This window comes from Asanoa sp. NPDC050611, assembly GCF_040654855.1.
GTDB lineage: Bacteria > Actinomycetota > Actinomycetes > Mycobacteriales > Micromonosporaceae > Asanoa.
Genome location: NZ_JBFAIU010000106.1, coordinates 1 through 21,986 on the forward strand (window position 1 = coordinate 1; position 21,986 = coordinate 21,986).

General features: G+C 72.1%; 19 protein-coding genes and 1 pseudogene. 9 read left to right on the forward strand and 11 right to left on the reverse strand.

Going from position 1 to position 21,986, the window contains the following annotated elements:
• The 9 genes from AB0H87_RS18275 to AB0H87_RS18315 all read right to left on the reverse strand — a co-directional run.
• Positions 1-780, reverse strand: a 780-nt coding sequence (locus AB0H87_RS18275) for a PEP-utilizing enzyme (RefSeq protein ID WP_360146384.1), incomplete at its 3' end; no start/stop codon positions are given.
• Entirely contained in the window at positions 773-1,060 is a 288-nt protein-coding gene (locus tag AB0H87_RS18280; RefSeq protein WP_360146387.1) for an HPr family phosphocarrier protein, read from the reverse strand. The genes AB0H87_RS18275 and AB0H87_RS18280, both read right to left, overlap by 8 nt.
• Positions 1,061-1,072: 12 nt before the next feature.
• On the reverse strand, positions 1,073-2,107 hold the full coding sequence (locus AB0H87_RS18285) for a zinc-dependent dehydrogenase (RefSeq protein ID WP_360146390.1): 1,035 nt from the start codon (positions 2,105-2,107) through the stop codon (positions 1,073-1,075).
• A complete protein-coding gene (locus AB0H87_RS18290) occupies positions 2,104-2,556 on the reverse strand; it encodes a PTS sugar transporter subunit IIA (RefSeq protein WP_360146393.1) in 453 nt (150 codons plus the stop codon). The genes AB0H87_RS18285 and AB0H87_RS18290 overlap by 4 nt, the downstream gene beginning before the upstream one ends.
• Complete coding sequence (locus AB0H87_RS18295) at positions 2,549-2,857, reverse strand: PTS lactose transporter subunit IIB (RefSeq protein ID WP_360146396.1); 309 nt, start codon at positions 2,855-2,857, stop codon at positions 2,549-2,551. Before AB0H87_RS18295 ends, AB0H87_RS18290 begins: the two co-directional genes overlap by 8 nt.
• Before the next feature lie 31 nt (positions 2,858-2,888).
• Positions 2,889-4,109: a PTS mannitol transporter subunit IICB gene (locus AB0H87_RS18300; RefSeq protein WP_360146399.1), complete on the reverse strand. Its 1,221-nt coding sequence runs from the start codon at positions 4,107-4,109 to the stop codon at positions 2,889-2,891.
• Positions 4,106-5,494, reverse strand: a complete 1,389-nt coding sequence (locus AB0H87_RS18305; protein WP_360146402.1) for a 1-phosphofructokinase family hexose kinase — start codon at positions 5,492-5,494, stop codon at positions 4,106-4,108. Before AB0H87_RS18305 ends, AB0H87_RS18300 begins: the two co-directional genes overlap by 4 nt.
• Positions 5,491-6,252: a DeoR/GlpR family DNA-binding transcription regulator gene (locus tag AB0H87_RS18310; protein ID WP_360146438.1), complete on the reverse strand. Its 762-nt coding sequence runs from the start codon at positions 6,250-6,252 to the stop codon at positions 5,491-5,493. The genes AB0H87_RS18305 and AB0H87_RS18310 overlap by 4 nt, the downstream gene beginning before the upstream one ends.
• A gap of 118 nt (positions 6,253-6,370) precedes the next feature.
• The gene (locus AB0H87_RS18315) at positions 6,371-7,189 is read right to left on the reverse strand and encodes a helix-turn-helix transcriptional regulator (RefSeq protein ID WP_360146405.1); all 819 of its coding nucleotides are present in this window, start codon (positions 7,187-7,189) and stop codon (positions 6,371-6,373) included.
• Positions 7,190-7,292: 103 nt separating this feature from the next.
• Here AB0H87_RS18315 and AB0H87_RS18320 point away from each other — a divergent pair, with 103 nt between their 5' ends.
• Entirely contained in the window at positions 7,293-8,162 is an 870-nt protein-coding gene (locus AB0H87_RS18320) for an oxidoreductase (protein ID WP_360146408.1), read from the forward strand.
• Here AB0H87_RS18320 and AB0H87_RS18325 read toward each other — a convergent pair.
• Positions 8,159-9,430 carry a GGDEF domain-containing phosphodiesterase gene (locus AB0H87_RS18325; RefSeq protein ID WP_360146411.1) on the reverse strand — a complete coding sequence of 424 codons (1,272 nt, stop codon included), beginning with the start codon at positions 9,428-9,430 and terminating at the stop codon, positions 8,159-8,161. The two genes, AB0H87_RS18320 and AB0H87_RS18325, sit on opposite strands and share 4 nt — an antisense overlap.
• Positions 9,431-9,706: 276 nt before the next feature.
• On the opposite strand from AB0H87_RS18325, the pseudogene uvrA reads away from it, so the two are divergent.
• From uvrA to AB0H87_RS18340, 3 genes and pseudogenes are all read left to right on the forward strand, one after another.
• A pseudogene (uvrA, locus tag AB0H87_RS18330) lies at positions 9,707-12,604 on the forward strand (excinuclease ABC subunit UvrA); the annotation flags it as partial.
• An 811-nt stretch (positions 12,605-13,415) separates the two neighbouring features.
• A complete protein-coding gene (locus tag AB0H87_RS18335) occupies positions 13,416-15,986 on the forward strand; it encodes a DUF4062 domain-containing protein (protein WP_360146414.1) in 2,571 nt (856 codons plus the stop codon).
• A 62-nt stretch (positions 15,987-16,048) separates the two neighbouring features.
• Positions 16,049-16,633: a suppressor of fused domain protein gene (locus AB0H87_RS18340; RefSeq protein WP_360146417.1), complete on the forward strand. Its 585-nt coding sequence runs from the start codon at positions 16,049-16,051 to the stop codon at positions 16,631-16,633.
• Positions 16,634-16,636: 3 nt separating this feature from the next.
• Here the strand turns inward: AB0H87_RS18340 and AB0H87_RS18345 are convergent, their stop codons facing one another.
• Positions 16,637-16,921 (reverse strand): DUF427 domain-containing protein, encoded by a 285-nt coding sequence (locus tag AB0H87_RS18345; RefSeq protein ID WP_360146420.1) that lies wholly within the window; start codon positions 16,919-16,921, stop codon positions 16,637-16,639.
• 199 nt (positions 16,922-17,120) lie between these two features.
• Here AB0H87_RS18345 and AB0H87_RS18350 point away from each other — a divergent pair, with 199 nt between their 5' ends.
• The 5 genes from AB0H87_RS18350 to whiA form a co-directional block, all read left to right on the forward strand.
• Positions 17,121-17,591: a Rieske (2Fe-2S) protein gene (locus tag AB0H87_RS18350; protein ID WP_360146423.1), complete on the forward strand. Its 471-nt coding sequence runs from the start codon at positions 17,121-17,123 to the stop codon at positions 17,589-17,591.
• A gap of 78 nt (positions 17,592-17,669) precedes the next feature.
• Positions 17,670-19,646 (forward strand): excinuclease ABC subunit UvrC, encoded by a 1,977-nt coding sequence (gene uvrC / locus AB0H87_RS18355; protein ID WP_360146426.1) that lies wholly within the window; start codon positions 17,670-17,672, stop codon positions 19,644-19,646.
• 11 nt (positions 19,647-19,657) lie between these two features.
• Entirely contained in the window at positions 19,658-20,551 is an 894-nt protein-coding gene (gene rapZ / locus AB0H87_RS18360; protein WP_360146429.1) for an RNase adapter RapZ, read from the forward strand.
• Positions 20,551-21,504 carry a uridine diphosphate-N-acetylglucosamine-binding protein YvcK gene (yvcK, locus tag AB0H87_RS18365; protein ID WP_360146432.1) on the forward strand — a complete coding sequence of 318 codons (954 nt, stop codon included), beginning with the start codon at positions 20,551-20,553 and terminating at the stop codon, positions 21,502-21,504. The genes rapZ and yvcK overlap by 1 nt, the downstream gene beginning before the upstream one ends.
• A gap of 58 nt (positions 21,505-21,562) precedes the next feature.
• Positions 21,563-21,986, forward strand: a 424-nt coding sequence (gene whiA, locus AB0H87_RS18370) for a DNA-binding protein WhiA (protein ID WP_360146435.1), incomplete at its 3' end; no start/stop codon positions are given.

The following is a 21,986-nucleotide window of genomic DNA, read 5'->3' on the forward strand; positions in this document are numbered from 1 at the left end:
GCCCGGGCCGGACGAGGCCGCCGCACGCGAGCGCCGATCCTGCTCCCGCCGCCGCGTGTCGAGAACCGTCGCCTCGTCGACGCCGACCCGCACCGCGCCGGCCGCGCCGTCGACCGCCACCACCATCCCGTCCCGCAACCCGGCCGCCCCGCCGCAGCGGACCACCGCCGGGACGCCCAGCGACCGCGCCAGGATCGCCGTGTGGCTGGTCGGTCCGCCGGCCTCCGTGACCAGCGCGAGCACGACCGACGGGTCGAGACCGGCCGTGTCCGCGGGCGCGAGGTCGGCAGCCACGAGCACGAACGGGTGGCCCGGCGACGGAATCCCCGGCATCGGCAGCCCGCACGAGACCGCCACGGCCCGGTCGCGCAGGTCGTCGAGGTCGGCGACCCGCTCGGCGAGGTATCCGCCGGCGTCGAGGAAGGCCTGCCGGTGCACGGCGAACGCCGCGTCGATCGCGTGCGGCGCGTCCGAACCCGCCCGGATGGCGTCGGCCACCGCCTCGTCGAGGACCGGGTCCTCGGCCATCATCACCTGGGCGCGGAGGATCTCGGCCGCGGTCGCGTCGGGGGTGGCGTCCGCGCGCCGGCCCAGCTCGTCCGCGACCGCGCGCAGGGCTGCCGCCGCCCCCGCGAGCTCGGCCTCGACATCGGACACCGCGCGCGGGACGGGCAGCCGCGGCGCCGCGCCGGCCCGGCAGACCGGACCGGCCGCGAAACCGGGGGAGACCCCGATCCCGTGCAACGGCTCCGCGCTGGGGTGCACGGCCGGGTCAGCCATCGGAACCGACCTCGTCCGCGTCCAGGTCCCGGGCGAGCAGCGCCGCCAGGTCGTCGAGCACCGCGTCCGCGCCGTCGCCCTCGGCGGAGATGGTCACCGAGGTGCCACATCTGGCGCCCAGCGACAGCACCGACAGCATGCTGTTGGCCGGCACCGGCTTGCGGCCCTCGACATTGATCTTCACCGGCAGCGGCGCGGCGCCCGCCGCGGCGACGAACAGGGCGGCCGGACGGGCGTGCAGCCCGGTACGCGAGCCGACGGTCACGGTGCGGGACGGCATGGCGGCAACTCCTCAGGGCTCGATGGTGACCTTGATGGCGGCACCGCGGGCGACGACGTCGAACGCCTCCAGCGCCGCCGTCACGGGGAGCCGGTGGGTGATCAGGTCGGCGACCGGCACCGCGCCGGAGGCGATCAGGTCCAGGGCCCGCCGGTTGTGTGCCGGGCTCGAACCGTTGGCGCCGACGATGGTCAGCTCCTGGTAGTGCACGAGGTTGCTGTCGACCCGGATCACCGGGTCGTCCTTGGGCAGCCCGCCGAAGAAGCTGATCCGGGCCTGCCGGGCGCAGAGCGCGAACGCCTGCTCCTGGGCCGCCTTCGCGGCCGCCGCGGTGATCACCACGTCGGCGCCGCGGCCGTCGGTCAGCTTGCGTACCTCGTCGACCACGTCGGTGTCGGCGCCGCAGATCGCGGCGTCCGGTCGCACCCGCGCGGCGGACAGCGCCAGGCGGTCCGGGTTGAGGTCGACGAGGAACACCCGCTGTGCGCCGCGGGCGCGGGCCAGCCGCACGTGCAGGCAACCGATCGGGCCGGCGCCCATCACCACCACGTCGTCACCCTCGCCGACCCGGGCCAGCTCTTGTCCGTTGAGGACACACGCGAGCGGTTCGGCGACCGACGCCTCGGCGTACCCGATGGACTCGGGTATGCGGTTGAGACCGTCGACGGCGAGCACCTTGGCGGGGACCAGCATCAGCTCGGCGAAGCCGCCGTCGTAGTGGTAGCCCATCGACTCCTGGTTGGGGCAGACGGTCATCCGGCCCCGGCGGCACTCGCCGCACTGTCCACAGGGGATCGCGGCGATCACCTGCACCCGGTCGCCGGCCTGCCAGCCGGTGTCGCCGCCGTCGACGACCTCACCGGCGATCTCGTGGCCCATCACCCGCGGCGGCCGGATGTGGTGGTGCCCGAACTTGAAGATCTTCACGTCGGTGCCGCAGGTCGAGCAGTTGTGCACCCGGATCAGCACGTCGCCGCCGGTGCGGGTGGGTTCGGGGGCGTCCTCGATGCGTACGTCGCCGGGCGCGTGGAAGCGCACGACCTTCATGCCGTCTCCTCGATCGGGGTCAACAGGTCGTAGACCGTGTCCTGGTCGGTGACCGCGCGCAGCGCCGCGGCCCGGTCCGGGTCGAGCAGGATCTGGGCGAGCTCGCCGAGCACCTCGACGTGCCCGTCGCCGCGGGCCGCGATCGCGACGCAGACCGTGACCGGCTGCCCGCCCCAGTCGACGCCCGCCGGGAAGCGCAGCACGGCCAGGGCGTCGCGGAGCACGGTCTCCTTGCCGGCGAGGGTGCCGTGCGGGATCGCCACACCCTCGCCGACGTACGTGGAGACGGACTGCTCGCGTTCGAGCATCGCGGCTACGTACGCCGGCGTGACCGCCCCGACCGAAACCAGCACCTCGCCGCAGCGCCGGATGGCGGCGTCGCGGTCGGCGGCGGTCTCGGCGAGCCGGATGGCGCCCGGGTCGAGCAGCGCGCCTAGGCCCTCAGCCATCGAGCTCGCCGCCGGACTCGACGACCTTCACCAGCCGCGTGATGGCCGGGTCGCCGATGAACACCTGAACCGGAACGATCACCTTGCCCGGCGCGCTGCCGCGGGCGCGGTCGGCCAGGCCCGCGTGGCAGACCACCACGTCGGCGTCGGCCGGGATCGAGTTGACCGGGGTGTGCTCGACGGTGACCCGGTGCTTCTTGAGCTGGCGCCGGAGCTGGCTGGCGAGCATGACGCTGCTGCCCATGCCGGCGTCGCAGGCCACGACGACCTTCTGGATGTCGCTGCCCTTGATGTTGGCCATGACGGTTGCCGCCCTTCTGGGTCGTAAAAGGTCAAGCGGTGGTGCGTTCCGCCGCGACACCGGCGGGTTCGCGTGCCGGTTCCGGCTGGGTACCGGGTTGCGGATCGGCGTCCGGGGGTACGGCGGCCGCATCGCCGTCGGCGACCTCTGGGTCCTCCTTGGGCTCGAGCCGGCCGAAGCCGAGCAGCACGGCCGCGACCGCGAACGTCACGGCAGCCGCGATCACGATGCCGAGCAGCATCGGCACGTAGCCACCACGCGGCGTCACCGCGAAGTAGGCGAAGATGCTGCCGGGCGACGGCGTCGCGGTGAGCCCCGCACCGGTGATCATGAAGGTGCCGACACCGGCCGCACCGCCGGCGATCATCGCGATGATGAGGCGGGGCTTCATCAGCACGTACGGGAAGTAGATCTCGTGAATGCCGCCGAGGAACTGGATGATCATGGCGGCGGGGGTCGTGGCGCGCAGGTTGCGCGGGCCGAAGAAGAAGAACGCGAGCAGCAGGCCGAGGCCGGGGCCCGGGTTCGACTCGATCATGAACAGGATGGACTTGCCGGTCTCGGCCGCCTCGGAGACACCGAGCGGGCCGAACACGCCGTGGTTGATGGCGTTGTTGAGGAAGAGCACCTTCGCCGGCTCGACCAGGACGGACGCGAGCGGCAACAGGTTGCGGTCGACGAGCCAGCTGACCGCGTCGCCGGCGGCGTTGGTGACGGTACGCATGACGGGGCCGATCGCCCAGGCGCCGAGCAACGCCATGCCACCGCCGATGATGCCGGCGGAGAAGTTGTTGACCAGCATCTCGAACCCGGGCCGGATCCGGTCCTCGACGAGGGCGTCGAACCGCTTGAGCAGCCAGGCGGTGGCCGGACCGATGATCATCGCGCCGAGGAACATGGGTGACGCGTTCTCGAGCTCGGTGCCCATGACGGCACCGGCCCCGACGGCGACGCCGACGGTGGCCACGGCACCGACCACGGCGCCGCGCTGCCCGTGCACGAGCCGGCCACCGGTGTAGCCGATGAGAATGGGCAACAGGAAGAAAATCATGGGGTTGACCAGCTGACCGAAGTCGTCGTTCGGTATCCAGCCGGTCGGGATGAACAGCGCGGTGATCAGCCCCCACGCGATGAACGCGCCGATGTTAGGCATGATCATGGCGGCCAGGTTGCCGCCGAACCGCTGCACGGTGGCACGGAACCCGGTGCCCTGCACCGCCGGCGTGTAGCCGCGTTCCTCGGTAGTTGTCACCGAACGCTCCCTTCGGGGGTAGGGGAGGAATCCGGAGTCCCGGCGGAACCAGGGACCCGGACGATGTCGGAATCGGGATGGATCACGACGGCGTCCCGCCGCAGGTCTTCGGGCCGCGGCATCCGGGAGCCGGGGAGGCTGACCGCCGCGGCACCCCACGCGAGCCCTTCCGCAAGAGCGGCCATGAGCACGGGCCGCCCGGTCTTCCCTGAGGCGACCGTCACGTCCGCGTCACGCTCACCGACCCCGGCGGCGCGGTCACCCGCACCACCGCCCGGGTCGGCGTCGGTCGTGCCGATGGTGCCGTGACCAGCACCGTCGCCGGCTGCGGTGCCGAGGTTGCCGCCGTCGGCGGAGCCGGCGACGTCGGTCCCGGTCGCGGCGCGACCGCCGATGTCGCTGCGCCTGGTCGTGGTCGGGGCGGTGCTGCCGCGGCCCCAGCCACCGCGGCCTTTGACGCCGCCGTCGGCGGTTGCGCCTCCCGCGCCGGCTCCGTCGATCGCCGGTTCTTGGGTGCTGCCGGGATCGTTCGCGGTCGACGCCGAGATGCCGGCGGTTTCGAGACTCCCGACCGGTCCGGCAACGTCGCCCGACCGGGTCAGGGCCGCCAGGAAGCCGGCCAACAGCGCGTCGCCGGCGCCGACCGTGCTGCGTGGCGCCGGGACCGCCGCCGCGCCGCTGACGACCGCTTCCCCCGTGACCAGGATCGCGCCGTCGGCGCCCAGGCTGGCGAGGACCGCGCCCGCGCCCCAGGTGCGTACCCGGTGCGCGGCGTCGACCACGTCCGCCAGGGACGGCAGCGGGTGGCCGACCACTTCGGACAGTTCCTCGCGGTTCGGTTTCACCAGGTGTGCGCCCGCCTCCGCCGCCGCGCGCAGGGCCGGGCCGCTCGTGTCCACCGCCAGGCGGACGCCCGCCGCCACGATCCGCCGGCACAGCCGGCCGAAGGCCGACGGTGTCACGCCCGGCGGCAGGCTGCCGCAGACCACCACCCAGCCGGCGGTGCCCGCGGCGGCCAGCGCCTGGCCCGTCACCGCGTCGAACTCGACCGCGGACAGCGACGGGCCCGGCTCGTTGACCTTCGTGACCGTGCCGTCGGGCTCGGCGAGGGTGATGTTGGAGCGGGTGTGGCCGCCGATCGGCACGGCCACCAGGTCGACGCCCTCCGCCGCCAGCAGGCGGACCAGTTGGGCGCCCTCGTCGCCGCCGCACGGGAGCACCGCCCGCGACGCGATGCCGTTGGCCAGCAGCGCCCGGGAGACGTTGACGCCCTTGCCGCCCGGGTCCAGCCGGCCCGACCGCGCGCGGAGCACGTCGCCCCGGGCCAGGTGGTCGATCTCGATCGCGCGGTCGAGGCTCGGGTTGAGGGTGACGGTGACGATCATGCGCGGACCACCCGTACGCCGGCGGCTTCGACGTCGCCCGCCAGCTCCGCGTCGAGGCCCGTGTCGGTGATCAGCACGTCGAGGTCGCCGACGGCGCCGAACCGGGCCAGGTAGTCGTTGCCGATCTTCGTGTGGTCGGCCAGCAGGACCACCCGGCGGGCCGCGGCGATCATCGCCCGCTTGACGGTCGCCTCCGCCGGGTCCGGTGTGGTCAGGCCGCGTTCGACGGAGCAGCCGTTGGTGCCCATGAACGCGACGTCGACGTACATGTCGGCGAGCGGGCGCAGTGCCCAGTCATCGACGGTGGCCAGCGTCTTGCCACGGACCCGGCCGCCGAGCAGCAGCACGGTCAGGTTGGCCCGGGTGCCGAGGACCGTGGCCAGCACCGGCGAGTTGACCACAACGGACAGTTCGCGGTCGGTCGGCAGCGCGTGGGCCAGCCGGGCCGTGGTGCTGCCCGCGTCGAGGATCACGGCGCCCTCGTCGGGCAGCTCGGCCAGGGCCGCCTTGGCGATCCGCTCCTTCTCGGTGATCAGCACGGAGTCGCGGGCGGCCAGCGCGGGCTCGAAGCCGATCCGCTCGACCGGGATCGCACCGCCGTGCACGCGGCGGAGGACACCGGCCCGTTCCAACACGGTCAGGTCGCGGCGGATCGTCTCGGCGGTCACCTGGAAACCGTCGGCCAGCGCGGTCACGTCGACCCGCCCCTGGGCACGGGCGAGCCGCAGGATCTCCTCTTGCCGCTCCTCCGCGTACATGTGGCTTTGCCTCCGCATCATTTTGTTTCGTCTTTGTTTACGCTTGACTATGTGGGAAGTCAAGACATGGAAATGCCCCGACCTGTGTGTACGAAGGTCGGGCGCGAACGAAACGGAACTAAGCGGAAGCCGCCAGTGAGCCGAGCAGGGCCAGGGAGCGGGCCGACTCGGTGCCCGGCTCCGCGTGGTAGATGTTGAGCACCAGGCCGTCGGTGCCGCCGATGGTCAGCTTGTCGGCGTAGAGGTCCAGGTCGCCGACCTCGGGATGCCGCAGCAGGCTGAACCGGCCCTCCGGGCGGCGCACGTCGTGCCGGGCCCAGAGCTGGCGGAACTCCTCGCTCTTCAGCGACAGCTCACCGACCAGTGTGGCCAGTCGCGGGTCGTCGCCATGCCCGGTCGCGTCGGCGCGCAGGCCGGCCACCGCGTGCGCGACCGCCTCCGGCCAGTCGCGGTGGAACGTCCGCTCGGCCGGGTCGAGGAACGCCGCGCGCAGGCGGTTGACGCCGGGGGAGAGGTTGGGCGAGAGCGCCGGCGCCATCCGGTTGGCGGCGATCACGTCCAGCCAGCGGGTCTGCACGAGCGCCGGCGACGTCTGCTCGTCGAGCAGGTGCCGGATGCTCTCGGGGATGGCCGTGGTGCGCGCGGCGACGGTGCGCGAGCTGGGCTGGCTCAGGCCGATCAGGTAGGCGGTGGCGTCCGCGTCCAGCCGCAGCACCCGGGCCAGCGCGTCCAGCACCTGCACCGACGGGTGCCGGTCACGGCCCTGCTCGAGCCGCAGGTAGTAGTCCGCGCTGATCCCGGCCAGCATCGCGACCTCCTCGCGGCGCAGGCCGGGCACCCGGCGCACGCCGACGCCGCGGCCGAGGCCCACCTCCTCGGGCGTGATCCGCTCGCGGTGCGCCCGCAGGAAGTCGCCGAGCGCGTTGCTGGTCTCCACGAAACCGACGATAGGTCGATTCCGCGCGCGGCAGGTGGTCCCCACACACCCAGGAACAGCGCGACTCTGCCTGTCGGGTGCCGGCCGCGGCACGGTCGTGGGCATGACGACAACAGCGCACAACGGAGGCGTCCTTCGCCTCGCCGACGACCTGATCATCAGCCGGATGGGGTACGGCGCCATGCAGCTGGCCGGCCCCAACGCGTTCGGCGCGCCGCGGGACCGGGCACAGGCGATCGCCGTGCTCCGCGAGGCGGTCGAGAGCGGTGTCACCCACATCGACACAAGCGACTACTACGGCCCGGTCGTGGTCAACCGGCTGATTCGGGAGGCTCTCCACCCGTACGCGGATGATCTGGTCATCGCCACCAAGGTCGGATCCCGGCGCGCGCCCGACGGCCGGTGGATGCAGTCGCTGCATCCCGAGGACCTCAAGGCGCAGGTGTACGACAACCTGCGCAACCTGGGCGTCGACACGCTCGACCTGGTCAACCTGCGGGTCGGCGGCGTCGAGGAGGCCCGCGACGAGCCGATCGCGGCGCAGGTGGGCGTGCTCGCCGAGCTGCGCGAACAGGGTCTGATCAAGCACATCGGGCTCAGCACCGTGACCGTCGGCCAGCTCCGCGAGGCGCAGTCGATCGTGCCGGTCGTGGCGGTGCAGAACCTCTACAACGTCGCGAAGCGGGCGGACGACGCCCTCGTCGACCTGGTCGCCGCGGAGAACCTCGCGTTCGTCGGTTTCTTCCCGCTGGGCGGCTTCAGCCCTCTGCAGTCGAACACTCTCAGTGATGTCGCGGCCCGGCTGGACGCGACCCCGCAACAGGTCGCCCTGGCGTGGCTGCTGCAGCGGTCGCCGACGATGGCGCTCATCCCGGGCACGTCGTCCGTGGCGCACCTGCGCGAGAACCTGGCCGCGGTCGACCTGAAGCTGCCGGCGGACGCGGTCGCGGAACTCGACCGGATCGGCGCCTAGTTCGCGGAGGCGGTGGCGAGCTGGCCGGGCCAGCGCAGCGCGCGCGACGCGGGCGCGGGACGACCGAGATGGAAACCCTGCGCGTACGGCATGCCGAGGGCGGAGAGGGTGCGTACCTCCAGCGCGCTCTCGACGCCCTCGGCGATGATGTCCGTGACACCCGCGCCCGCGGCAAGCAGGCGAACCGCGCGGACCACGGTCGGGTCGGGCATGCCGGGCTCGTCGTCGTGCAGCAGCTCACGGGAGATCTTGATGCCGTCTATCGGCAGCCGGCGCACGCTGGCCAGCGACGAGAACCCGGTGCCGAAGTCGTCGACCAGCACGCGTATGCCGGCCCGGCGCAGCTCTATGAGCTGGGCGCGCGACCGGGCGGACGCCAGCAGCGCCGACTCGGTGACCTCGACCCGCAGCTCGTCGGGGGAGACGCCGGACTGGTCGAGGGCGCGCAGCACGTTGCGGGTGAACGCCGCGTCGTCGAGCTGGACGGCGCTCACGTTGACCGACATCCAGCTGCTGCGGCAGGCGCCGTAGCGCCGCTTGTCGCGCAGTGCCCGCCGGAGCACCCGCAGGCCGATGTCGCCGATCAGACCGCTGCGCTCGGCGGCCGGGATGAACGCGTCGGGGGAGACCCAGCCGCGCTCCTGGTCGGGCCAGCGCGCGAGGGCCTCGTAGCCGACGATCCGGCCGCCGGGCAGCGCCACCACCGGCTGGTAGTGCACGGTCAGCCGGTCACCTTCGACGGCCCGGCGCAGGTCGACGTCGAGGGAGACGCGCTGGCGGGCGTTGGTCAGCATGCTCGTGGCGCAGACGGTGACGGAGCCGGGTGCGTGGCGGCCGGCCTCCTCGAGCGCGAGGCTGGCGCGGGAGAGCAGGGTCTCGGCGTCGTCGTGCGGAAGCGCCTCGGCGGCACCGGCGCTGAGCTGCCCGTACACCGAGCTGGTCCAGCCGCTGCCCTCGCGGACGAGGTCGTGGAGGCGATCCTCGAGCCCGTCGGGGTTGTCGAGGACCAGCAGCATGTCGCCGTCCGGCAGCACGGACAGGACGTCGGCGGGTTCGAGCCGGCCGCGGATCCGTTCGCTGATCCGGTCGAGCAGTTCGGTGGCCGCGGGCGCGCCGAGGGAACTGCGGATCTCGCGATAGTCGTAGACCGCGAAGCGGGCGACCGCGAACCCGGTGCCGCGCTCGTGGGCGAGCGTGGCAATATGCTCACAGAGAGTAGCCGCCTCGACGGGTGCCACCGGCACGCGCGTCGTCAGGTCCGCTGTCACATTTCCCCCTGAGCACGCGGGCCCGCCCCAGCCGACGAACCCGGCGCACTGTGATTGCCGGACGCCCTACGGTACGTGATGGGAGGGGCGGATCGTGTACCCGGAATGACCGAAATCACCGGCATCTAGGATCTCCCCTGTTTGGGGGAATGGCGCGGCTGACAATCCCCTCGGTTTGGGGAATGCCGCGGCCCGGAAAAGTGTCATACCCCGCGGCTAGAGTTGCCACGGCAGAGATTCTGCAGGTCTTCCATCATGTCAGGAGTGGGCTGGGCTGTGGCCGACCGACTGATCGTGCGCGGCGCGCGGGAGCACAACCTGCGCGACGTCAACCTGGATCTACCCCGCGACGCCATGATCGTTTTCACCGGGCTCTCCGGGTCCGGCAAGTCGAGCCTGGCGTTCGACACGATCTTCGCGGAGGGTCAGCGTCGTTACGTAGAGTCACTATCCTCGTACGCGCGGCAGTTCCTCGGTCAGATGGACAAGCCGGACGTCGACTTCATCGAAGGTCTCAGCCCGGCCGTGTCGATCGACCAGAAGTCGACCTCGCGCAACCCGCGCTCGACGGTCGGCACGATCACCGAGGTCTACGACTACCTCCGCCTGCTCTACGCCCGGGTCGGCGAGCCGCACTGCCCGGTCTGTGGCGAGCCGATCGCCCGGCAGAGCCCGCAGCAGATCGTCGACCGCGTGCTCGCGATGCCCGAGGGCACCCGGTTCCAGGTGCTCGCGCCGGTGGTCCGCGGCCGCAAGGGCGAATACGTCGACCTCTTCGCCGAGCTGCAGTCCAAGGGCTTCGCGCGGGCCCGGGTCGACGGGGTCGTGCACCCGCTGACCGAGCCGCCCAAGCTCAAGAAGCAGGAGAAGCACACCATCGAGGTGGTCGTCGACCGGCTCGCCGTCAAGGGCTCCGCCAAGCAGCGGCTGACCGACTCGGTCGAGACGGCGCTGCGGCTGGCCGCCGGCGTCGTGCTGCTCGAGTTCGTCGACGAGCCCGACGACTCGCCGACCCGCGAGCGGGTCTTCTCCGAGCACCTGGCCTGCCCCAACGACCACCCGCTGGCGATCGAGGACCTCGAGCCCCGGGTGTTCTCGTTCAACTCGCCCTACGGCGCGTGTCCGGAGTGCACCGGCATCGGCACCAAGAAAGAGGTCGACCCGGAGCTGGTGATCCCCGACCCGGAGCGCACCCTGCGCGAGGGCGCGGTGCAGCCGTGGGCGACCACCCAGACGCTCGAATACTTCCTGCGCCTGCTGCAGGCGCTGGGCGACGCCGAGCACTTCGACCTCGACACGCCGTGGCGCGCCCTGTCCAACCGGGCGCAGAAGACGATCCTCTACGGCTCGCACGACCAGGTGCACGTGCGCTACCGCAACAAGTACGGTCGCGAGCGGTCCTACTACACCGGCTTCGAGGGCGCGGTGCAGTGGATCGAGCGGCGCCACGGTGACACCGAGTCCGAGTGGTCGCGCGACAAGTACGAGGGCTACATGCGCGACGTGCCGTGCTCGGTCTGCGGCGGCGCGCGGCTCAAGCCCGAGGTGCTGGCGGTCACGATCGACGGCCGCAACATCGCCGAGGTCACCGGCATGTCGGTCGGCGACTGCGCCGAGCTGCTCGGCGGCATGGTGCTCAACGACCGGCAGAAGCTGATCGCCGAGCGGGTGCTCAAGGAGATCAACGCCCGGCTGCGGTTCCTGGTCGACGTGGGTCTCGACTACCTGTCGCTCGACCGGCCGGCGGGCACGCTCTCCGGCGGCGAGGCGCAGCGCATCCGGCTGGCCACGCAGATCGGCTCCGGCCTGGTGGGCGTGCTCTACGTGCTCGACGAGCCGTCGATCGGCCTGCACCAGCGCGACAACCACCGGCTGATCGAGACGCTGGTCCGCCTGCGCCGGCTGGGCAACACGCTGATCGTCGTCGAGCACGACGAAGACACGATCCGCACGGCCGACTGGGTCGTCGACATCGGCCCGGGCGCCGGCGAGCACGGTGGCGAGATCGTCCACAGTGGTTCGTTCGACGACCTGCTCGAGAACGAGGCCTCGGTGACCGGCGCCTACCTGGCCGGCCGCCGGCAGATCCCGACGCCGATGATCCGCCGGCCGGCGACCGCCGGGCGGGAGCTCGTCGTGGTCGGTGCCCGCGAGCACAACCTCAAGAACCTGACGGTGCCGTTCCCGCTGGGCCAGTTCATCGCGGTCACGGGCGTGAGCGGCTCGGGCAAGTCCACGCTGGTCAACGACATCCTCTACACGGTGCTGGCCAACCAGGTCAACGGCGCGCGGCTCGTGCCGGGCCGCCACCTGCGGGTCACGGGCCTCGACAACGTCGACAAGGTGGTCGGCGTCGACCAGTCGCCGATCGGCCGCACGCCGCGGTCCAACCCCGCGACCTACACGGGCGTGTTCGACAGCATCCGCAAGCTGTTCGCCGAGACGACCGAGGCCAAGGTCCGCGGCTACGGCCCGGGCCGGTTCTCCTTCAACGTCAAGGGCGGCCGCTGCGAGAACTGCGCGGGCGACGGCACAATCAAGATCGAGATGAACTTCCTCCCGGACGTGTACGTGCCGTGCGAGGTCTGCAAGGGCGCCCGCTACAACCGGGAGACGCTCGAGGTCCACTACAAGGGCCGCACGATCTCCGAGGTCCTGGAGATGCCGATCGAGGAGGCGTCGACGTTCTTCGAGGCCATCCCGGCGATCCACCGGCACCTCAAGACCCTGGTCGACGTGGGCCTGGGCTACGTCCGCCTGGGCCAGCCGGCCCCGACCCTCTCGGGCGGCGAGGCGCAGCGGGTGAAACTGGCCTCGGAGCTGCAGAAGCGCTCGACGGGCCGCACGGTCTACGTCCTCGACGAGCCGACCACGGGCCTGCACTTCGAAGATATAAGGAAGCTGCTCAAGGTCCTGGAGAGCCTGGTCGACAAGGGCAACACGGTCATCGTCATCGAGCACAACCTCGACGTCATCAAGACCGCCGACTGGATCATCGACATGGGCCCGTCGGGCGGCCACCGCGGCGGCATGCTGATCGCGGCCGGCACGCCGGAGGAGATCGCCGAGGTCCCGGAGAGCGCCACGGGCCAGTTCCTCCGCCACACGCTGGAGCTGACGGGGCCGGCCAAGGGCTCGGAGAAGGCGATCGCCCGGGCGGCCAAGGCCAACGGCAACGGCAAGACCAACGGCAACGGCAAGGCGACCGCCGGCAACGGCAGCGCGGCGTCCGCGGCCAACGGCAAGGCCGCGGCTGCCAACGGCGAGGCCGTCAACGGCAAGGGCACGGCTGCGAAGCCGGCGACCCGGGCTGCTGCGGCCAAGGCCACCGCGACCAAGGCCACAGCCGCCAAGACCACCGCCACGAAGGCGGCGGCCAAGGCCACCAAGGCGGCGACCAATAGCCGCGCAAAGACGACGGCCGCGGCTCCGGTGGAGGAGAAGCCGACGAAGAAGGCCGCCGCCCCACGCGCCCGCACGGCGTCGAAGGCCACTAGCCGCACGCGCGGCTGAGCTGAGTGTTCGGGCGGCCCGCATGCGCGGGCCGCCCTCCACTCCGGGCGGCTCGCGTCTCGGGCCGCCCTCCACTTCGGGCCGCGGTGCGTCTCGGGCCGCGGTGCGTCTCGGACCGCCGTGCGTCTCGGAGCGGCCTGCGTCTCGGACCGGCCTGCGTCTCGGACCGTCCTGCGTCTCGGGCCGTTGTCCGTCTCGGGCCGTTGTCCGTCTCGGCTGGCTCGCGTCTCGGGCGACCTTCGAAGCCGGCTGCTGAGTCGGCCTGCTGAGAGTCGGCCTGCTGAGCCGCCTGATTCGCTCGCCCGCGGGTGGCCCGCGCGTTCGGGCCGTGCGCGGGCGGCCTTGCGTCGAGGAGCCCGTTCCCCGGGGCGGGGCTTGTATCGTTGTATTTCGCGGCGGTAAGCAGATGTAAGCGTTTCCTGTGCGCCTTTGTGCGAAATGCGTGCCTCACGTGCCTATTGCGGGGACTCGGATGGCCGACGTCGGAGCGGAGTGGTCCGCCGCCATCAGGACGCCCGATCAGCGGCTGAGGGTCTTCGTGTCCTCGACCCTCGTCGAGCTCGCCGCCGAGCGTGCCGCGGCGCGGGACGCGATCGAGCAGTTGCGGCTTGCGCCCGTGATGTTCGAGTCCGGTGCCCGGCCGCATCCGGCGCAGGCGGTCTACCGCGCCTACCTGGCCAACTCCGACATCTTCGTCGGCATCTACGCGGAGGCCTACGGCTGGGTCGGGCCCGGCATGACCATCTCGGGGCTCGAGGACGAGTTCGAGCGGGCCACCGCGATCCCGCGCCTCCTCTACGTCAAGTCGCCGGCGCCCGCGCGCGATCCGGCGCTCAACAGGATGATCGAGAAGATCAAGACGGATGGGCACTCGGCCTACAAGCGCTTCACCGACGCCGACGACCTGCGTGAGCTGGTCCTCGCGGACCTCGCGACGCTGCTCGCGGAACGGTTCGACGGCCGCCGGCCCGGATCCGGGATCGGGGCCGGGACCGGTGGAACGCACGCCGCCCCGCCCGCGCCCGCGACAGGGCTGCTGGGGCGCGACGATGACCTGGAGCGGATCGTCCACGATGTGGCCGCGGAGGACCGGCGGCTCGTGGTGTTGACCGGCGCCGGCGGGATCGGGAAGACCCGGCTGGCGATGGCCGCCATGGAGCGCACCGCTCCACACTGGAGCGGCGGCGTCGCCTTCGTCGACCTCTCGTCGACCACCGACGCCCGGCTCGTCCCCGACACGATCGCGGCGTCGCTCGGCGTGGTGCCGCAGGGCAGCGAGCGGCCGCTGGACGCGCTGCACCGGACGCTCGCCGACCGGCACCGGCTGGTCGTGCTCGACAACTTCGAACAGGTGCTCGCGGCCGCGCCGACGGTGGCCGAGCTGCTGCGCCGGGCACCGCGGCTGCACCTGCTGGTGACGAGCCGGGTGGCGCTGCGGGTGCGCGGCGAGCGGGAGATCCGGGTCGACGCGCTGGAGGTGCCGCGGGCCGGGGCCGACATCGCCGAGGTGGCCTCGGCGCCCGCGATGCGGTTGCTGGTCGACCGCGTACGCGATGTCGCTCCCGGGTTCGATCTCACGACCGCCAACGCACCCGCGCTGGCCGAACTGTGCCGGCGGCTGGGCGGCCTGCCGCTCGCGTTGGAGCTGGCGGCCGCCTGGATGCGGCTGCTGACCCCGGAGCAGATGCTCGCCCAGCTGTACGAGCGCCTCGACCGACCCGGCGCGCTGGTGGACCTGCCCGATCGGCAGCAGACGCTGACCGGCACGATCTCCTGGAGCTACGACCTGCTGACCGCCCCGGCCCGGCGCCTCCTCGACCAGTTGTCGGTGTTCGCGGCGCCGTTCACGGTCGACGCGGCGGTCGCCGTCGGTGGTGGCGACGCCCACGTGATCGACGACCTGTCGCGCCTGCTGGACAGCAGCATGGTCGGCCCGGCCGAGCGTCCGGACCGCCAGCGCGGGTTCGCCCTGCTCGAACCGATCCGCCGGTTCGCGGCCCAGCGACGGGACCCGGCGGACGGCGCTCTCGACCGGCTGCACCGGCACCTCCTGGACGTCCTGTACTCGGCCGAGACCCGCCTGGGCTCGACCGAACTGGTGCTCCGCCGGCTCGACAGTGAGCTGCCCAACCTGCAGGTCGTGATCGACTGGGTGGGCCGCGCCGGTGGCGATCCTGGTCCGCTCGTACGCGGGCTCAGCGGTGTCTGGGTGTGGATGGTCGCCCGTGGTCACCTGCGCCAGACGTCGGAGCTGTGGCAGCGGATCGCGGCACTGCCGGGCATGCGGACCGAGCGCGACCGCCTGGCGATGCAGTGGCTGACCGGCAGCCGGCTGCTCAACGACGGCAGGTTCGCCGAGGTGGGCGACCTGGTCGACGAGATGCTGCCGGTCGCCCGGCGGGTCGAGTCCCCGACCCGGATCGCCCTGCTGCTCGCGGCCCGGGCGATCGCGCTGCCGCACGGCCGGCACGACACGGCCCGCGCGGACTACGAGGAGGCGCTGGCCGCGGCGGCCGACGCCGACGACCCGCTCGTGCCGGGCTACGTGCTGTCGCACTACGGCCTGCTGCTCGGCATCGACGGCGAGCTGCCGCGGGCCCAGGAACTGCACCAGCAGACCCTGGAGATCGCCCGCGCGCTGGACGACGAGAACCTGCGGGGCGAGGCCCACTACTGCCTGGCGATGGACGCCCTGCTCCGCGACGATCCCGAGGCGGCGCGCACCGAGCTGGCGCACGCCGTCGACTGCTACCGCGCCATCGACCACCTCGACGGCCTGGCGCGGTGCGTCGGTGCGCACAGCGCGCTCGCGCTGGCGACCGGAGACCACCACCTCGCGGCCCGCCTCACGGGCGCGGCGGCGGGCATCCGCAACAGGATCGGCCTAACCCCCTGGCCATCGGTGTCCGAACTGGAAGGCCGCAACCTGGAGCGCGTCAAAGTGATGCTCCCGGAGGCGGAGTTCGCGACCCTGACCGACGACGGCCGCGGTCTCACCATCGCCGGCGCCCTCGCCGCGGCCGAGCCGGGCGGACGTCCGTAGCCGGCATCAGTGCGGACAGGCCCGGGGCTCCAAGCGGCGGTGATCCATGGTCGACTACGTCGGTGACATCCGAGCGGCGGCGGCGACTGGCGGCGGTCGAGGCGACCGAGGCGCACGTGCGGCGGTTCTTCGCCGGGCACGAGGTCGAGGTCGTCGCGTACGACCTCGGTTTCCGCCGGCGCCGGAAGGTGCCCGACTTCCGGGTCATGGTGGTCGGGCCTGGGCCGCGGGAGAGCCGCTGGTCCTACGTCAGCGCCGGTTGCTGGTCGGCCGTCAACCACGACGGTCACGGCCTCGAGTTCGTGATGACGTCCGCGCACCGCGAGCCCAGGGTCGTCGACCTGCTGGCCATGACCGCCTACTACCACTCGTCACACAGGCTCGACCATTGGCACACGCTGCCGATCGGCGAGCCGTGGCTGCCGGGCTCGACCTGCGACCACCTGCTCGTCAGCCTGCCCTACCTGCACGGGCCCGACCTCGAGCGCTGCGACCTGCCGGACGGGCACGCGCGGCTGCTCTGGCTGTTGCCGATCACGGCCAGTGAGAAGACGTTCCGTCGGGAGCACGGCACCGAGGCCCTGGAGCAGCGGTTCGACGACGCGGCCATCGACCCGACGGATCCGGCGCGCGCGCCGGTGGCGTGACGGTCAGTCGACGACCTTCACGTCCTTCCAGAAAGCCACGCGGTCCCGGACCATCTCCGCCTCGGGCAGGGGCTCCGGGTAGTACCAGACGGCGTCGCGGCTGGTCCGGCCGTCGTGTTCGAGGGTGTAGTACGAGGCCGTGCCCTTCCACGGGCACACCGTGTGCGTGGCGGAGTCCTTGATCAGGTCGTCCCGCAGGGCCGTACGCGGAAAGTAGTGATTGCCCTCCACGACCACGGTGTCGGCGGACTCGGCGATGACCAGGTCGTTCCAGATCGCTTTCGGCATGATGCCCAACGTAGCGCGCCCGTGCGTATCCCGGATCTCCTCGGCGTGGGTACCTCAGGCCGCCACCAGGTCGGCTCAGTATCGTGCCGGACGAAATGTCCCGACCCGCGCGTCGTGAACCGGGGGCGGCCACCCTGCGTGTGGCCTGATGGGGAATTGAACATTCAACCGACCGTGCGGCCAAGGAGAGGCATAGCGGATGAACAGGGAAGAGACGGTGACGAGCCGGCGATCGTTGTTGGCCGGTGTGGGAGCGGTGGGGGCCGTGACCGTGCTGGCCGCCTGCGGCAGTGACGATCCGGCCGGGTCCGGGTCGGCGACCGGCCAGAACCCGGATCCGACCGAGGAGCCGGCCGACGGGGGCAACGAGCCGGGCGGCGGTGGCGAGGTCATCGGCAAGGTCAGCGACGTGCCGGTCGGCGGCGGCGCGATATTCGCTGCGAGCGAGATGGTGGTGACCCAGCCGACCGAGGGGCAGTTCCACGGTTTCCGTGGGGTCTGCACCCACCAGGGCTGTCCGATCGCCAGTGTCGCGGGCGGCACGATCAACTGCAGCTGCCACGGCAGCAAGTTCGCCCTCGACAGCGGTGAGCCCCGCAACGGCCCGGCCACCCGGCCGCTCGCCGCGCGCGAGGTCACCGTGAAGGGCGACGACATCGTCCTGGCCTGAGCCGGCAACCGGCAGGAACGGCGGGTCGGCCGCCAAGATCAACCGATCTTGACGGAGGTGAGCGTTACGCTTGCCGCCGTGGCTGACCCGTCGTCCTACCGCCCCCCGCCGGGCTCGATTCCGGACCTTCCGGGCGTCTACCGGTTCCGGGACGCCACCGGCCGGGTCATCTACGTCGGCAAGGCCAAGAGCCTGCGCAGCCGGCTCAACTCCTACTTCGCCGACCCGTTCGGGCTGCACCAGCGCACCCGCCAGATGGTCACGACCGCCGCGTCGGTCGACTGGATCACGGTGGGCACCGAGGTCGAGGCGCTCCAGCAGGAATACACCTGGATCAAGGAGTACGACCCGCGGTTCAACGTCCGCTACCGCGACGACAAGTCCTATCCCTACCTGGCCGTGACCCTCGACGAGGAGTTCCCGCGGCTGCAGGTGATGCGCGGCGCCAAGCGCAAGGGCGTCCGCTACTTCGGCCCCTACTCACACGCCTGGGCCATCCGCGAGACGCTCGACCTGCTGCTGCGGGTCTTCCCGGCGCGCACCTGCTCCAAGGGCGTGTTCAAGCGGGCGGGCCAGATCGGCCGGCCGTGCCTGCTCGGCTACATCGGCAAGTGCTCGGCACCCTGCGTCGGGTCGGTGACCGCGGCCGAGCACCGGCAGATCGTCGAGGACTTCGTCGACTTCATGGCTGGCAAGACCGACACCCTGATCCGGCGGCTCGAGCGCGACATGCTGGCCGCCAGCGAGGAGCTCGAGTTCGAGCGGGCCGCCCGGCTCCGTGACGACCTGGCCGCCCTGCGCCGCGCGATGGAGAAGCAGACCGTGGTGTTCGGCGACGGCACCGACGCCGACGTGGTCGCCTTCGCCGAAGACCCGCTGGAGGCCGCCGTCCAGGTCTTCCACGTCCGCGGCGGCCGGGTCCGCGGCCAGCGGGGCTGGGTTGTGGAGAAGACCGAGGATCTGACGACCGGCGACCTCGTGCACCACTTCTGCTCGCAGGTCTACGGCGGGGAGCAGGGCGAGACCGACGTGCCGCGCGAGCTGCTGGTGCCGGCCGTCCCCGCCGACGCCGACGCGCTCGCCGACTGGCTCAGCCAGCACCGGGGCAGCCGGGTGACGATGCGGGTGCCGCAGCGCGGCGACAAGAAGGCGCTGCTGGAGACCGTCGCCCGCAACGCGCACGAGGCGCTGGCCCGCCACAAGCTCAAGCGCTCCGCCGATCTGACCACCCGCAGCCAGGCCTTGGAGGAGATCGCCGAGGCGCTCGGCATGGACACCGCGCCCCTGCGCATCGAGTGCTACGACATCTCGCAGATCCAGGGCACCGACGTCGTGGCCAGCATGGTCGTGTTCGAGGACGGGCTAGCCCGGAAGAGTGAATATCGCCGCTTCATCGTCAAGGGCGCGACCGACGACCTGTCGGCGATCAGCGAGGTCCTCCGGCGGCGGTTCGCCCGCTACCTCGACGCCCGGGCCGAGACGGGCGAGCTCGGTGACGAGATGGAGATCGATCCCGACCGGCCGGGGATCGACCCCAGCACCGGCAAGCCGCGGAAGTTCGCGTACCCACCGCAGCTGGTCGTGGTCGACGGCGGCGAGCCGCAGGTGAAGGCGGCCGCCGCGGTGCTGCACGAGCTGGGCATCGACGACATCGCACTGTGCGGCCTGGCCAAGCGGCTGGAGGAGGTCTGGGTCCCCGACGACCAGTTCCCGGTCATCATGTCGCGCACGTCGGAGGGCCTCTACCTGCTGCAGCGCGCTCGCGACGAGGCGCACCGCTTCGCCATCACGTTCCACCGGCAGCGCCGCTCGAAGCGGATGACGGCCTCGCAGCTCGACGGCATCCCCGGGCTCGGCGAGATCCGGCGCAAGGTGCTGCTGCGCCACTTCGGCTCGGTCAAGCGACTGTCCGCCGCCTCGGTCGAGGAGATCGCCTCGGTGCAGGGCGTCGGCAAGCGCACGGCCGAGGCGATCAAGGCCGCCCTGGGCGGCAACACCACACCAGCCAACGGGACGGAAGAGGGCGATGGGTCCGATGTTTCCCGCGATGCCTAGGATTTCGCGTCGTGGGTGAGCGCGAGCACGACGAGCTGGACCGGTCCGACACCACGCTGGTGATCGTCACCGGCGTCTCGGGCGGCGGTCGGAGCACGGTCGCGCGGGCCCTCGAGAACGTCGGCTTCTACGTCGTCGACAACCTGCCGCAGGCGCTGATGCTGGAGATGGCCGAGCTGGCCTTCGCCGCCGGCGACCCGGCGCGGCGCACCGCGATGGTGCTCGACGTGCGCAGCCGCGCGTTCTCGTCCGACCTCACCAGCGCCGTGCACGCGCTGCGCGAGCGGGGCTTCAACCCGCACGTGGTCTTCCTCGACGCCGACGACGACGTGCTGATCCGGCGATTCGAGAGCGTCCGCCGCTCGCACCCGCTGCAGGGCGACGGCCGGCTGGCCGACGGCATCGCGGCCGAGCGCAAGCTGCTCGAGGAGGCCCGCGAGCAGGCCGACGTGATCATCGACACCAGCCACCTCAACGTCAACCAGCTCCGCCGGCGGGTCGAGGAGATGTTCGGCGGTGAGGACGCGCGCCGGCTCAAGCTGACGGTGCTCAGCTTCGGCTTCAAGTACGGCCTCCCGCCGGACGCCGACTTCGTGCTGGACGCCCGCTTCCTGCCCAACCCGTTCTGGGTGCCGGAGCTGCGCGACCTCACCGGGCGCGACGAGCCGGTCAGCGACTACGTGCTGGGGCAGCACGGCGCGGTGCCGTTCGTCGAGACGTACGCGCGGCTGGTCGTCGGCACCGCTCCGGGTTTCGAGCGCGAGGGCAAGCGCTACCTGACCGTGGCCGTGGGCTGCACCGGCGGCAAGCACCGCAGCGTGGCGATCGCCGAGGAGCTGGCCGCCAAGCTGCGCGAGGCGCGGGTCTCCGCCTCGGCACAGCACCGCGACCTGGGGCGCGAGTGATGCGCGTCGTCGCGTTCGGAGGCGGCCACGGCCTGTCCGCCTCCCTGCGCGCCCTGCGTGGCTGCGGCGAGGACCTCGACATCACCGCGGTCGTGACCGTGGCCGACGACGGCGGCTCCAGCGGCCGCCTGCGCGCCGAGCGCGCCGCACTGCCACCGGGCGACCTGCGGCAGGCGATCGCCGCGCTGGCCGCCGACCGCCCCGACACCCGGCAGACCGCCGAGCTGTTCCAGCACCGGTTCGCGCCGGACGGCCGCGACCACAGCCCGCTCGACGGCCACACTGTCGGAAATCTGGTACTCGTCGGGCTGATGGAGCAGCTCGGCGACCCCGTGTCCGCTTTGGATCACGCGGCGCGGATGGTGGACGCCAACGGCCGCGTGCTGCCGATGGCGGTCAAGGCGGTCGGCATCGAGGCCGACGTCCGGGGCGCCGACCCGCGCCGGCCCGACATGCTGCTCACCGTCGTCGGCCAGCACGCGGTGGCGGTCGCGGCCGGCCACGTGGAAGCGGTCCGGCTCACGCCGGCCGACCCGCCCGCGTGTCCGGAGGCCGTGGCCGCGGTCGAGGCGGCCGACTGGCTGATCTTCGGGCCGGGCAGCTGGTACACCAGCGTGATCCCGCACCTGCTGGTGCCGGAGCTGGCCGCGGCCATCGTGGCGAGCCCCGCCCGGCGGTTGGTCACCCTCAATCTCGCGGCCGAGCCCGAGACGTGGGGGCTGTCGGCTGCTGATCACCTGGCCGCCCTGCGGTGGTACCTGCCCGAGTTGAAAGTTGACACCGTTCTCGCCGACGGGACCGCCGTCGGTGACCCCGAACCCGTCCGCCGTGCGGCAGAATCGCTGGGTGCGCGGCTGGTGCTCGCCCCGGTCGCCGTTGCGGACGGCAGCCCGAAGCATGATCCTGCAGCGCTCGGGGCGGCCCTGGTGCCTGTCCTGGGCGCCAGTCGTTAAGCACGTGAGAACCCACCGGCTTCGGGCCGGAGACCGGCACGCGAGGTGACGAAGAGTTATGGCGATGACCGCCGCGGTCAAGGACGAGCTGAGCCGGGTCGACGTGCCCAAGCCGTGTTGCCGGCGGGCCGAGATGGCCGCGCTGCTGCGGTTCGCCGGAGGCCTGCATATCGTCTCGGGCCGGGTGGTGGTCGAGGCCGAGCTCGATACGGGCGCGGTCGCCCGCCGGCTGCGCCGGGAGATCGCCGAGGTCTACGGCTACCCGAGCGAGATCCACGTGCTGGCCTCCGGCGGCCTGCGCAAGGCCAGCCACTACATCGTCCGCGTGGTCAAGGACGGTGAGATCCTGGCCCGGCAGACCGGCCTGCTCGACGTCCGCGGCCGCCCGGTCCGCGGGCGCCCGACCCAGCGTCCAGGTAGGCCAGATGAGGCTCCATCCCGCCGTTCTCCTCCCTCTTATGCCACCGCGCCCACGCGACCGC

Coding starts and splice junctions, on each gene's coding strand:
- AB0H87_RS18305 (WP_360146402.1), bottom strand. CDS start 5,494: ATGATCGTCACCGTCACCCTCAACCCGAGCCTCGACCGCGCGATCGAG.
- AB0H87_RS18290 (WP_360146393.1), bottom strand. CDS start 2,556: ATGGCTGAGGGCCTAGGCGCGCTGCTCGACCCGGGCGCCATCCGGCTC.
- AB0H87_RS18350 (WP_360146423.1), top strand. CDS start 17,121: ATGAACAGGGAAGAGACGGTGACGAGCCGGCGATCGTTGTTGGCCGGT.
- AB0H87_RS18310 (WP_360146438.1), bottom strand. CDS start 6,252: ATGTACGCGGAGGAGCGGCAAGAGGAGATCCTGCGGCTCGCCCGTGCC.
- AB0H87_RS18345 (WP_360146420.1), bottom strand. CDS start 16,921: ATGCCGAAAGCGATCTGGAACGACCTGGTCATCGCCGAGTCCGCCGAC.
- AB0H87_RS18335 (WP_360146414.1), top strand. CDS start 13,416: ATGGCCGACGTCGGAGCGGAGTGGTCCGCCGCCATCAGGACGCCCGAT.
- AB0H87_RS18320 (WP_360146408.1), top strand. CDS start 7,293: ATGACGACAACAGCGCACAACGGAGGCGTCCTTCGCCTCGCCGACGAC.
- yvcK (WP_360146432.1), top strand. CDS start 20,551: ATGCGCGTCGTCGCGTTCGGAGGCGGCCACGGCCTGTCCGCCTCCCTG.
- AB0H87_RS18285 (WP_360146390.1), bottom strand. CDS start 2,107: ATGAAGGTCGTGCGCTTCCACGCGCCCGGCGACGTACGCATCGAGGAC.
- AB0H87_RS18280 (WP_360146387.1), bottom strand. CDS start 1,060: ATGCCGTCCCGCACCGTGACCGTCGGCTCGCGTACCGGGCTGCACGCC.
- AB0H87_RS18295 (WP_360146396.1), bottom strand. CDS start 2,857: ATGGCCAACATCAAGGGCAGCGACATCCAGAAGGTCGTCGTGGCCTGC.